The organism is Pseudohaemophilus parahaemolyticus, from assembly GCF_938021905.1.
Classification (GTDB): Bacteria; Pseudomonadota; Gammaproteobacteria; order Enterobacterales; family Pasteurellaceae; genus Haemophilus_A; species Haemophilus_A parahaemolyticus_B.
Map to the genome: position 1 here is coordinate 34176 of NZ_CALIFA010000029.1, position 12293 is coordinate 46468.

At 41.3% G+C, this 12293-nt stretch carries 11 protein-coding genes; 7 read left to right on the forward strand and 4 right to left on the reverse strand.

Annotated elements, in window-relative coordinates; all coding sequences use genetic code 11:
* Positions 1-3 precede the first annotated feature (3 nt).
* From citE to rplY, 6 genes are all read left to right on the forward strand, one after another.
* Positions 4-879 carry a citrate (pro-3S)-lyase subunit beta gene (citE, locus tag QMF79_RS02525; protein ID WP_181874605.1) on the forward strand — a complete coding sequence of 292 codons (876 nt, stop codon included), beginning with the start codon at positions 4-6 and terminating at the stop codon, positions 877-879.
* 12 nt (positions 880-891) lie between these two features.
* Positions 892-2394, forward strand: coding sequence for a citrate lyase subunit alpha (gene citF, locus QMF79_RS02530; protein WP_281772635.1), 1503 nt, complete (start codon positions 892-894; stop codon positions 2392-2394).
* Positions 2395-2592: 198 nt separating this feature from the next.
* Complete coding sequence (gene citG, locus QMF79_RS02535) at positions 2593-3975, forward strand: triphosphoribosyl-dephospho-CoA synthase CitG (RefSeq protein WP_281772636.1); 1383 nt, start codon at positions 2593-2595, stop codon at positions 3973-3975.
* Between the two features lie 17 nt (positions 3976-3992).
* Complete coding sequence (locus QMF79_RS02540; protein WP_281772637.1) at positions 3993-5444, forward strand: anion permease; 1452 nt, start codon at positions 3993-3995, stop codon at positions 5442-5444.
* Between the two features lie 152 nt (positions 5445-5596).
* Complete coding sequence (locus QMF79_RS02545) at positions 5597-6865, forward strand: malic enzyme-like NAD(P)-binding protein (RefSeq protein ID WP_281772638.1); 1269 nt, start codon at positions 5597-5599, stop codon at positions 6863-6865.
* Positions 6866-7053: 188 nt separating this feature from the next.
* Positions 7054-7341 carry a 50S ribosomal protein L25 gene (rplY, locus tag QMF79_RS02550; RefSeq protein WP_281772639.1) on the forward strand — a complete coding sequence of 96 codons (288 nt, stop codon included), beginning with the start codon at positions 7054-7056 and terminating at the stop codon, positions 7339-7341.
* A gap of 225 nt (positions 7342-7566) precedes the next feature.
* On the opposite strand, the gene gap is transcribed toward rplY, so the two are convergent.
* Complete coding sequence (gap, locus tag QMF79_RS02555; protein WP_005705874.1) at positions 7567-8571, reverse strand: type I glyceraldehyde-3-phosphate dehydrogenase; 1005 nt, start codon at positions 8569-8571, stop codon at positions 7567-7569.
* A 226-nt stretch (positions 8572-8797) separates the two neighbouring features.
* On the opposite strand from gap, the gene msrB reads away from it, so the two are divergent.
* Positions 8798-9193: a peptide-methionine (R)-S-oxide reductase MsrB gene (msrB, locus tag QMF79_RS02560; RefSeq protein ID WP_281772640.1), complete on the forward strand. Its 396-nt coding sequence runs from the start codon at positions 8798-8800 to the stop codon at positions 9191-9193.
* Between the two features lie 102 nt (positions 9194-9295).
* On the opposite strand, the gene QMF79_RS02565 is transcribed toward msrB, so the two are convergent.
* From QMF79_RS02565 to menC, 3 genes are read right to left on the reverse strand one after another with little or no spacing between them, the layout of a single operon-like run.
* Positions 9296-10486: a Bcr/CflA family multidrug efflux MFS transporter gene (locus QMF79_RS02565; RefSeq protein WP_281772641.1), complete on the reverse strand. Its 1191-nt coding sequence runs from the start codon at positions 10484-10486 to the stop codon at positions 9296-9298.
* The gene (gene rsuA, locus QMF79_RS02570; RefSeq protein WP_281772642.1) at positions 10486-11178 is read right to left on the reverse strand and encodes a 16S rRNA pseudouridine(516) synthase RsuA; all 693 of its coding nucleotides are present in this window, start codon (positions 11176-11178) and stop codon (positions 10486-10488) included. Before rsuA ends, QMF79_RS02565 begins: the two co-directional genes overlap by 1 nt.
* 42 nt (positions 11179-11220) lie before the next feature.
* Complete coding sequence (gene menC / locus QMF79_RS02575) at positions 11221-12186, reverse strand: o-succinylbenzoate synthase (protein ID WP_281772643.1); 966 nt, start codon at positions 12184-12186, stop codon at positions 11221-11223.
* Between the last annotated feature and the right edge of the window lie 107 nt (positions 12187-12293).

Here is a 12293-nt window from a genome sequence, read left to right on the forward strand (position 1 = left end):
CCAATTAAATTAAGAAGAAGCATGTTGTTTGTGCCAGGTTCAAATGCAGCGATGATCAGCAACACTTTCATTTATAAACCTGATGCCATTATGTTCGATCTTGAAGATGCGGTGGCGTTAAAAGAGAAAGATTCAGCACGTATTTTAGTCGCTCATGCCTTACAGCACCCACTTTATCAAGAGATTGAAACCGTTGTGCGTGTAAACCCATTAGATTCTGAATTTGGTTTAGCTGACCTAAATGCCGTTGTACGTGCAGGCGTTGATGTGGTACGTATGCCAAAAACGGAAACCGCACAAGATGTAATTGATATGGATCACGAAATCACTGAAATCGAAAAAGCGTGCGGTCGTGAAGTGGGATCAACCAAAATGTTGGCGGCAATTGAATCGCCATTAGGCATTACCCAAGCAAACCAAATTGCGACGGCTTCTAACCGTTTAATCGGTATCGCATTAGGGGCAGAAGACTATGTGCGTAACTTAAAAACTGAGCGTTCTCCAGAAGGTATTGAATTATTATTCGCTCGTTGCTCAATTCTCCAAGCTGCTCGTGCTGCAGGCATTCAAGCATTCGATACGGTTTACTCAAATGCAAACAACGAAGAAGGTTTCTTAGCAGAAGCAGCGTTAATCAAGCAATTAGGCTTTGATGGTAAATCGTTAATTAACCCTCGCCAAATTGAGTTACTTCACAACTTATTCGCACCAACACAAAAAGATGTGGATCAAGCAAGACGCATTATTGACGCAGCAGAAGAAGCTGAACGTAACGGTTTAGGTGTAGTTTCATTAAACGGTAAAATGATTGATGCACCAATTATTGATCGTGCGAAACTCGTTCTTGAACGTGCAAAATCTGGTATCCGTGAAGAGTAAGGGGAATAAAAAATGACAACTCGTGAACAACGTATCGAAAAATTCAACGCAGGTCGCCCAGTTTATCAAGCGGTGCCAAAAGCAGAATCTCTTGCACGTACAGCAAAAGACCGCAAAATTTGCGATAGTCTTGAAGACGCTATTCGCCGTTCAGGCTTAAAAGATGGAATGACTGTCTCATTCCACCACGCTTTCCGTGGTGGTGATTTCGTAGTAAATATGGTGATGAACAAAATTGCGGAAATGGGCTTTAAAAACTTAACCTTAGCTTCAAGTTCGTTAATCGACAGCCATTACCCAATTGTTGAACACATCAAAAATGGCGTAGTCACCAAAATTTATTCTTCTGGTTTACGTGGTCAATTAGCGGATGAGATCTCAAAAGGAATTCTTGCTGAGCCTGTAAATATCCATTCTCACGGTGGTCGTGTTCACTTAGTAAAATCAGGGGAGTTGAAAATCGACGTTGCCTTTTTAGGCGTGCCTTGCTGTGATAAATTCGGTAATGCAAATGGCTTTACAGGCAAAAGCAAATGTGGCTCATTAGGTTACGCTCGTGTAGATGCGGAATATGCCGATAAAGTGGTGTTATTAACGGAAGAGTTTACGGAATATCCACACCACCCAATTAGTATTGCTCAAGATCAAGTGGACTTAATCGTGCAAGTTGATGCGGTAGGTGATCCGAAAAAAATCGGCGGTGGAGCCACCCGTATGACAACCAATCCGCGTGAATTATTGATCGCACGTAAATGTGCGGAAGTGATCTTTGGCTCTGGCTACTTCAAAGAGGGTTTCTCACTTCAGACAGGTTCTGGCGGTGCAGCACTTGCGGTAACCCGTTTCTTAGAAGACAAAATGGTACGTGATGGCATTACGGCTGATTTCGCTTTAGGTGGCATTACCTCAAGTATGGTGGCGTTACACGAAAAAGGCTTAATCAAAAAATTGATCGATGTGCAAAGTTTTGATGCAGTTGCTGCTGAATCTCTTGCACGTAACCCAAATCATATTGAAGTATCGGCAAACCAATATGCAAACTACAGCTCAAAAGGGGCTTCTGTTGAGCGTTTAGATGTGGTGATTCTTTCAGCACTTGAAATCGACACCAAGTTTAACGTGAACGTGTTAACAGGTTCTGATGGTGTGATCCGCGGTGCTTCAGGTGGTCACTGCGATACTGCCTCTTCTGCTCAAGTGGCAATTATTGTTGCACCACTCGTTCGTGGTCGTATCCCAACGGTAGTGGAAAATGTGATTACTTGCGTAACGCCAGGTGAAAACATTGATATTCTTGTGACCGATCACGGTGTTGCTGTGAACCCGAAACGTCCAGATTTAATCGAAGCATTAACCAATGCGGGCATTCCGTTATTCACGATTGAGCAACTTTGTGAACGTGCTTACAGCATCACAGGTAAACCCAAAGAGATAGAATTTACTGATAAACCAGTTGCGGTAGTGCGTTACCGTGATGGTTCGGTGATTGATACGGTGTATCAAGTAAAAGAGTAACCTAATTCATCCCCCTCTTTAGCAAAGAGGGGTTAGGGGAGATTTGGCAGAATTGATTACATTGATATGGTGATGAGTCAAGTCTTAATAGCTTTTAATTAACTATTTTCTTCGTTAATTACTTGTGTCAAATCTCCCCCTCCCCTCTTTTCTAAAGAGGGGGGCTTTCTTTAGAAATTAAGAGTAAGCGGTCAAAATTTGCAACATCTTTTCAAAAAATTTTCCCTTGAAGGGCAGGAAATTTCACTCGAGCAGCTTTTAGAAGCCCGAGAAAATCGTGCTAATCTTCAACAACAATGCCTTGAACAATATGGTGAAACGGTACTTTCGCTCACTTTGCTTGCGGTTGGGGGAATAAAGAAAAATGCTTTGCTAGATTTTGTTTTTGCAAAAGTACTAGAAAATTTGACCACTTTATTTGACAAATTGGGCGTGCAACCCAGTGCCCAATTTATTCGCCCATTGGAAACAGGGCACGAAGCACTATTTGTACTGCCTATTGAGGCAAATTTACTCAAGCAAGAAACAATGCAGCTGGAAGATAGTTCGCCACTAGCTCGATTATGGGATATTGATGTGATTGACCATAACGGCAATTTATTAAGTCGTGCTGATTTTAATTTCCCGCCACGTCCTTGCTTGGTTTGTCATGAGAATGCAAAAAATTGTGCTCGTTCGCGTAAACATCATTTGGATGAAATTTTTGCAGAGATGCAAAAGCGTGTGCAAGCGGTTGATTTTGCTGCTCAAATTGCAGAATTGGCTTACGCCGCTTTGCTGAGTGAAGCCAGACTTTCACCTAAACCAGGTTTAGTAGACAGTATAAATAATGGTTCGCATAAGGATATGAATTTGCATACCTTCGAACAAAGTGCGTTGGCGTTAAAGCCATTTTTCTCGCATTTTGTATTAGAAGGAATGAAAACCGCTGAAGAACCAAGTTCGCAAATTCTCCGCCAAATTCGACCGCTTGGTTTGCAAGCAGAACAGGCAATGTTGCAAGCAACGGAACAGGTAAACACCCATAAAGGGGCAATTTTTGCTTTTGGCTTGGTTTGCACGGCAATAGGTCGATTATATCAGCAGCATCCTGTGGCAATAAACATCGACCAGATTTGCGAAATGGTAGCAGAATTTACCCAAGGGCTTTGTGCTGAATTGCAATATTTCCCGAAAAATCAACCGCTTACCGCAGGCGTTCAGCTCTTTCAGCAGTATGGTTTAACGGGAGCAAGAGGCGAGGCAGAAAGCGGTTTTGCGTTGATTCGTCAGACTATTGAGTTTCTATCAAGCAAGCAGGCTAGCTCAACCGAACATCAATGGTTAATGGCGTTGGTCTATTTGATGGCGGTGAACCCCGATACCAATGTAATACATCGTGGCGGCATGGAGGGACTGAAATTTGTACAGCAAGAGGCAAAAAAATTGCTGGATAATCCAAGCATATTGCTGAATGAAAGCGAACTAAAAAACAATTTGAGCCAACTTGATCAGGCGTGTATTGCTCGTAACCTCAGCTCAGGGGGCAGTGCAGATCTGTTAGCATTACTGATTTTCCTTAAACATTATCTTAAACTTTAATCTTTTAGAGGTGAACTATGGCTTTATCTAAAGCTCAGAAAACCGCAGTGTTGGTTGCCATCCCTGTGATTTTCTTCTTGTTGCCTGCACCAGAGGGGCTGTCTCTGATTGCGTGGCGTTTATTAGGTATCTATATCGCAACTATCGTTGGTTTGGTGCTCAAACCATTCAGCGAGCCAGTCTTATTATTGGCAGCAGTTGCCGCATCTGCCGCAACCATTGGTAATACCGAAGGGGCTAAAGAGCTTGTGAAAGTGAGCCAAACACTTTCAGGTTACCAATCTGGTACAACGTGGTTAATCTTCACTGCATTTACGCTTAGTTCTGCATTTGTGATTACTGGCTTGGGTAAACGTATCGCGTATCATATGATCAACTGGTTCGGTAGCACCACATTGCGTATCGGTTATGTGAGTATGTTCTTGGATTTATTATTATCTCCTGCAACACCATCAAATACAGCGCGTGCAGGCGGTATCGTGTTCCCAATTATGAACAGCGTGGCAGTAGCATTAGGTTCAGATCCCGAAAAATCACCTAAATTAGCGGGTCGTTATTTAATGATGAACGTGTATATGTCGGTAAAAACCACCTCATACATTTTCTTAACTGCAATGGCACCGAATGCATTGGCATTAGAGCTAATGTCGCCAATTTTAGGTATCAAATTAAACTGGGTAGAGTGGTTCTTAGCCGCTTCTGTACCAGGTTTATTATGTTTATTCATTATTCCATTTATCTGCTACATCATTGCAAAACCAGAATTAAAACAAGTAGATAACAAAGCGATTGCGAAAAAAGGCTTGGAAGAGTTAGGTCCAATGTCTTTCCGTGAAAAATCATTAGCGGTGTTATTCGTGCTAGCACTATTTGGTTGGATTTTCGCCGATTTCTTACACGTAAATGCAACAACAGTTGCGTTAATCACCATGGTACTTTGCATTGTATTAAGCATCGTATCTTGGGATGATGTGCGTAAAAACAAAGCAGGTTGGGATACCTTAATTTGGTACGGTGGTATCATCGGTATGTCAAGCATCTTAGATAAAGCAGGTTTCTTTACGTGGTTAGCAAAAACCCTTGAAAACTATCTTCAATTTGAAGGTCAAGGTGGATTAGCATTAATCGTTATCTTAATTTTAAGTGTATCTGTGCGTTACTTGTTCGCATCAGGCGGTGCTTATGTTGCTGCGATGGTGCCAGTATTCGCAACCGTAGGTAAAGTGGCGGGTGCACCAGTTGAATTATTAGCATTAGGCTTATTATTCTCTAACTCTTACGGTGGTTCTGTAACACATTACGGCGGTGGCCCAGGCCCAATCACATTTGGTGCAGGTTATAACGACATCAAATCTTGGTGGATTGCAGGTGCAGTGGTTGCATTCGGTAGCTTAATCATTCACGCAACTTTAGGTTTAGCGTGGTGGGAATACCTTTTCGGTGCAGGCATTTTACCTTCAGTAAACTAATTATTTCTTAATCAACTAGCGGTGGGATTTTGTAAAAATTTTGCAAAACTTCACCGCTTTTTGTTATCTTATATACCATATCAAACTTATCTTTCTTAATTTGATAAAAACCTCTACATTCATCCCCTAACACAATAAAATAAGGACATAATATGAGCGATTTAAAACAAGAAGCCCTCGATTTTCACGAATTTCCAATCCCAGGTAAAATCTCTGTGACCCCAACTAAAAACCTTGCAACTCAGCACGATTTAGCTCTTGCATATTCACCTGGCGTGGCAGAGCCTTGCTTAGAAATTGAAAAAGATCCTGCCACAGCAAGCCGTTATACTGCTCGGGGTAACTTAGTGGCTGTTATCTCAAATGGTACAGCGGTATTAGGGTTGGGCAACATTGGGGCATTGGCATCAAAACCTGTTATGGAAGGTAAAGGCGTACTTTTCAAAAAATTTGCAGGCATTGATGTTTTCGATATCGAAATCAACGAAACCAATCCTGAAAAATTAGTTGATATTATCGCTTCTCTTGAGCCGACCTTTGGTGGGATTAACCTTGAGGATATTAAAGCACCAGAGTGTTTCTACATCGAAAAAACATTACGTGAACGTATGGGCATCCCTGTTTTCCACGATGACCAACACGGCACGGCAATTATCGTGGGGGCTGCTGCATTAAATGGCTTACAAGTAGTGAGCAAAAAAATTGATGAAGTGCGTTTAGTAGTAAATGGTGCGGGTGCATCAGCCATTGCGTGTACTAACTTGCTTCGCTCATTAGGCTTCAAGAAAGAGAACATCACAATGTGTGACTCGAAAGGGGTGATCTTCCAAGGTCGTGGCGATAAAATGGATGAGACTAAACAGTTCTATGCTATCGAAGATAATGGTTGGCGTACCCTTGCAGATGCAATTAAAGGTGCCGATGTGTTCTTAGGTTGCTCAAAAGCAGGGGCATTAAGCCAAGAGATGATCAAAACGATGGCAGATACTCCGTTAATTCTTGCACTTGCGAATCCAGTGCCAGAAACAACTCCGCACGATGCGAAAGCAGTACGTCCAGATGCGGTTGTATGTACTGGTCGTTCAGACTATCCAAACCAAGTAAACAACGTGCTTTGCTTCCCATTCTTATTCCGTGGTGCATTAGATGTAGGAGCAACCGCAATCAACGAAGAAATGAAAATGGCAGCCGCTCACGCCATCGCAGATTTAGCTAAAGAACCTGTGCCACTTGAAGTGATTTCAAACTACGGCCACTTATCATTCGGTTCGGATTATTTAATCCCAACGCCATTTGATCCGCGTTTAATCGTGCAGGTATCATCAGCAGTTGCAAAAGCTGCAATGGAAAGCGGAGTCGCAACGCGCCCAATTACCGATTGGAATGCTTATGCAGAAAGATTGAAAAAATTGACCGCTTAATCTGAATTTTGCAAAAGAGATAGCCGAAAAGCTATCTCTTTTCTTCATTTTCAGGCTTGGCATTTAGACGGAAAGTGTGTAAAATACATCCCGACTTTTTGTCAATTATTCACGAAAATAGCTGGGTCGCCTGCTATTTTTTATTTTTAACGGAATGAAAATTCCATTTATTTAAAGAGAATTACACTATGTCATTCAAATTTGAAGCTGAAGTTCGTACAGCGCAAGGTAAGGGTGCGAGCCGCCGCCTGCGTCATGCTGGTCAAGTTCCTGCAATCATCTACGGTGGTAATACAGAACCTGTATCAATCGTTTTAAACCACGATAACGTAAACAACGCACAAGCTCACGATGCGTTCTACAACGAAGTTTTAACTATCGTCGTAGCTGGCAAAGAAGAAAAAGTAAAAGTACAAGCAATTCAGCGTCACCCAACTAAACCAAAATTGGTTCACTTGGACTTCAAACGTGCATAATGCGTAAAAAATATAGTTAAATCAATAAGTTAACTAGAAAATCATTTCCGAAACTATTAGCAACTTCTCTGATTTTTACCTAAAAAAATCAATATTTTGCGAAATAGTTTCGGAAATTTTTTTTGCATACAGTAAGCATACCTTTTAAAAACAAAAACGCCTTGCATTTTACTGCAAGACGTTGATTTTAAAAGACTTTTAAAGTGTTTAATTTTACTTTAGATATTAGCCTTTATAATTGTAAACGTGAGCTACTAAGTCTAATACTTTGTTTGAGTAACCAGTTTCGTTATCGTACCAAGATACTAATTTAACGAAAGTATCTGTTAATGCGATACCTGCAGCTGCATCAAATACAGAAGTTTCCACAGCGCCGTTGAAATCTGTTGATACTACAGCATCTTCTGTGTAACCTAAAACGCCTTTCATTTCATTTTCTGAGGCACGTTTAATTTCTGCACAGATTTCAGCGTAAGTTGCTGGTTTTTCTAAGTTTACAGTTAAGTCAACAACAGAAACGTTTGCTGTAGGAACACGGAATGCCATACCTGTTAATTTACCGTTTAATGCTGGTAATACTTTACCTACTGCTTTCGCTGCACCTGTTGATGAAGGAATGATGTTTTGTGAAGCTCCACGACCACCACGCCAGTCTTTTGCTGAAGGACCATCTACAGTTTTTTGAGTTGCTGTAGTTGCGTGAACGGTTGTCATTAAACCTTCTTTGATGCCGAATTTAGCGTGGATTACTTTAGCTAATGGTGCTAAGCAGTTTGTTGTACATGAAGCGTTAGAAACGATGTCTTGACCCGCATATTCGTTGAAGTTTACACCGTTAACGAACATAGGTGTAGCATCTTTAGATGGACCAGTTAATACAACTTTTTTCGCACCTGCTGTGATGTGTTTACGAGCAGTTTCATCCGTTAAGAATAAACCAGTTGCTTCAACTGCGATATCAACACCGATTTCATCCCATTTTAAGTTAGCTGGATCACGTTCAGAAGTTACACGGATTGTTTTACCGTTTACAACTAATTGACCATCTTTAACTTCAACAGTACCGTTGAAACGACCGTGAGTTGAATCGTATTTTAACATGTAAGCCATGTAATCAACGTCGATTAAGTCGTTGATACCTACAACTTCGATATCATCACGAAGTTGAGCTGCACGGAATACGATACGACCGATACGACCGAAGCCGTTAATACCAATTTTAATTGCCATAAGATTTTACACCTATATTAAAGTTAAACAAATTTGTTCTCTCACCTCAAAGAGGTATCAAGACAGTTGGATTATAACACACCATCTCGTTGTTTTGACAACAAAAAAGAACGGTTCTCAATATATCAGATTGTTTTTATATGATCTATGTCAAAATTTTCAGATTTCTCACACTTTTTAGATAAAAAATTGTAGAATCTGAAATAAGTTTTTGAGGAGATAACCAATGATTAAAGATATAGACGAGCTTTCTGATGAGCAAATAGATATATTAATTAATGCAGGCACAGAGTTGCCTTTTACAGGAAAATTTTTAAATGAGGATCGGATAGGAACATATCGTTGTGTAAGATGCCATAATGCCCTTTTCCGTTCCGATACTAAATTTGATGCTGGTTGTGGTTGGCCAAGTTTTTATGAAGCAATATCAGATAATGCTCTGCGTTATTTAGACGATTACAACCTGGGTCGTCATCGTACAGAAATTCGTTGTGGTACGTGCGATTCGCATTTAGGACACGTATTTCATGATGGTCCAGAACCAACAGGCTTACGTTTTTGCTTAAATTCTGTTGCTCTCAATTTCAAATGGGATGAAACAGGAGAGGACGTTGACGGCTGATCATTTTTCCAAAATGCATTATCTAAAGCCTATAGGGCGATTCTTTTTCAACTTAGACGCGGGGAATGCCCCCGCTTTTTAGTAATTTTATGGAGATTGTTTTTATCTTTTATCTGTCTTCATACAACAAACATAATAGATTGCAGCGGCTAAGACTACACAAAGTGCCATTGCATAAAGCATTGGTTTTGCACTGGTAACCGCAATTTGTGAAAGCAATGCACCAACAAGAGAGCCAATACCAAATCGCATCGTACCCGCAACCGCATTTGCCGTGCCTGCCATTTGCGGAAATTTATCTAATACCGCAGCCGTTGCATTACTGCCGACGGTTGAAAGCATCCCGACATAGAACGGCACAGCTACCACCATTAACCAGAAATTCAATTCAAAGGTTGCCACAATCGCCAACCAAATACCTGCTGTTAACATAGTGATTAAACCAATTCGGAGCATGGTTTCAGAGCCAAGTTTAGTGACTAACTTACCGTTAATTGCCGTCATGGAAATCATCACCACCATATTGAGCATAAAGAAGTAGCCAAAGTGCTCTTGCGAAACACCGTAGATTCCAATGTAAACCAGCGAGCCAGAAGTTAAGAAACAGAACATTCCCGCAAAAGTAAGCCCGCCTACAATCACATAACCCAAAGTTGCTTTATGCGAAAGCAGTTTTGCATAGTTGATGAGAACCTGTTTAAAATTTATTGGTTGGCGTTTTTCTGGCACTAACGTTTCTGGGATTTTCCACGCCACCAACACCACACAAGCAATCCCCATTGCAACTAGCGTATAGAAAATAGAGTGCCAATGCAGATATTTAGCAATATAACCGCCCAATACAGGGGCAACAAGCGGGGCAAGCAAGGTAATAATCATAATCACCGACATCATTTGTGCAAAGCGGTTACGCTCAAACAAATCTCGAACTAAAGCTCCAAGAACCACCGCGGGTGCAGCTCCAAACAAGCCTTGGGTTAAACGTAAAAAATAGAAGGTGTTAATATCTTCTACTTGCGTTAAAAAATAGGCGGCTAATGCCGCACCTACCAAGCCAATCAAAATAATCGGTTTACGCCCGAAGCTATCGGCAACAGGCCCCCAGAAAAGCTGACCGACTGCAAAGCCAAAGGTAAAGACCGCTAAGGTAGTTTGCACCTTTTCTTGGGAAACAGCTAAATCTCTCGCAATATCTAAAAATGACGGTAAATACATATCAATGGCAAGCGGTGGAAGCATTGCCATCATTCCTAAAATAATAAAAAAACACGGATGCGGTTTTTTCTCACTCATTAAAAACTCCCAATTTCTTCGTTTGTAAGCCGGCGGAATTCGCCTTCTTCTAATGTTTCATCTAAAACCACATCACCAATTCGCCAACGGTGCAAGGCTTCTACCTTATTGCCCAAGGCGGCAAACATTCGTTTTACTTGATGATAACGCCCTTCGCTGATGGTTAAGTTCACGTTATAGTCATCAATAATTTCCAATTGAGCAGGCAAGCACGGATCTTTCTCTCCACGCAGCAAAATCCCCTCTGCTAATTTTTCTGCATAAAAATCTTCAACAGGATCAGCCAACGTTACCAAATAGGTTTTCTCACAATGATGCTTCGGCGAAGTAACACGGTGCGACCATTTCCCATCATCGGTTAAAAGCACCAAACCTGTGGTATCAACATCCAAACGCCCAGCAGTGTGTAGTTTCGTCATCAACGGATAATCAAAAAATTGATAAACGGTTGGATACTCACCATCATCATTCGAACAAATATAGCCCTGTGGTTTATAGAGCATAAAATATTGCCCTTCCTCCATCCATTCAAGCGGTTCACCCTCGTAGCAAATCTGATCTTGTTCGGTAATTTTAACCGAACCACTTTTTACAATCTCACCATTTACGGTCACCAAACCGCCTTTCAACACCTTCGCCGCCTGTGAGCGGGTTAAGCCTGTGTTTTCCGCAATAAATTTATCTAAACGCATTCTGTTCTCTTATTTTTATTTCAATTGAATTTATTATACGCCTTAATCTTCACTTTCTAAAATTAAACGCAAAAATTCGCTGTTTTCATCTATTAAAGGCAAATCTGATCCTTGCCATTGTCGTAACAATTGCCACTGCATCAAATTCAACGTATCCAGCCCTGCCACCATTTCAGGCGTATATTGTTTAGCAATACGAGCCAACTGCGTTAAGCCCAAACTGCTTTCAATGCTTGAGCTAATTACCACACTTATCCCTTGTGAATGGGCTTGTTGAATGAGCGAAACGCATTTTTCAAGCGAACCCGTTAATGTTGGTTTAATCACTATAGCGGTCAAATTAGGTTCGTCTTTTACCAAAAAATGGGGTTCGCGTACACTTTCATCCCACGCAATATGGATGCCCGTCATCTCTGCAAATTGGCGGGAAAGGGCGGGCGTTTGACAAGGTTCTTCAATAAATTGAATGCGAGATCGCAGTGGCTTTGCAATTTTCTCGGCAAATTTTACCGCTTGTTCGAGCGAGAAAGCACGATTTGCGTCTAATCTGAGTTGTAAAGCAGGGAACTGCATAAGCAACAGGTTGGCAAGTTCGCCCTCTTTCGCCGCATTAAATCCGATTTTGATTTTGCCTAAATGAGCCTGACAAGCGGTTAATTTTGCCGAAAATTTTGCAACATCACCATCGCATAAAATCGCAGAGCGAAAATCTCCTTCGGGCTGTAATGTTCCGTTTAATTCTGCCAATGCACAGCTGATGCCAAAAGCTACAGAAGGGGCGAAGTTATCCATCAAGTCAGTTGGCTTTTTAAGCCATTGGCGGACTTGGGCTTCACATTCTGCCAAGGTTTCACGGCTAAAAGTTGGTAGTGGGGCGATTTCTCCCCAGCCGATTTTACCATTTTTCTCTAGGCGAATAATCAAGCCTTCCCGCTCGGTTAAAGGCTGTTTGCGAAGCACGACGCCTGTGCGACAAGGAATGGTGTAGTGGTAGAGTTTTATTTTCATTTGATAAACTTGTGAATATCTACTATGAACTCAGTTTTTATTTCTGACACATCTGCCCTCCCCCTCTTTGCTAAAGAGGAGAAGGAAAGATTTGACGGTAGCTATTT

What these genes read in the sequence shown, in the direction of transcription:
- QMF79_RS02540 (WP_281772637.1), top strand. Translation starts at nt 3,993, where the DNA reads ATGGCTTTATCTAAAGCTCAGAAAACCGCAGTGTTGGTTGCCATCCCT.
- gap (WP_005705874.1), bottom strand. Translation starts at nt 8,571, where the DNA reads ATGGCAATTAAAATTGGTATTAACGGCTTCGGTCGTATCGGTCGTATC.
- msrB (WP_281772640.1), top strand. Translation starts at nt 8,798, where the DNA reads ATGATTAAAGATATAGACGAGCTTTCTGATGAGCAAATAGATATATTA.
- QMF79_RS02545 (WP_281772638.1), top strand. Translation starts at nt 5,597, where the DNA reads ATGAGCGATTTAAAACAAGAAGCCCTCGATTTTCACGAATTTCCAATC.
- rsuA (WP_281772642.1), bottom strand. Translation starts at nt 11,178, where the DNA reads ATGCGTTTAGATAAATTTATTGCGGAAAACACAGGCTTAACCCGCTCA.
- QMF79_RS02565 (WP_281772641.1), bottom strand. Translation starts at nt 10,486, where the DNA reads ATGAGTGAGAAAAAACCGCATCCGTGTTTTTTTATTATTTTAGGAATG.
- citF (WP_281772635.1), top strand. Translation starts at nt 892, where the DNA reads ATGACAACTCGTGAACAACGTATCGAAAAATTCAACGCAGGTCGCCCA.
- menC (WP_281772643.1), bottom strand. Translation starts at nt 12,186, where the DNA reads ATGAAAATAAAACTCTACCACTACACCATTCCTTGTCGCACAGGCGTC.
- rplY (WP_281772639.1), top strand. Translation starts at nt 7,054, where the DNA reads ATGTCATTCAAATTTGAAGCTGAAGTTCGTACAGCGCAAGGTAAGGGT.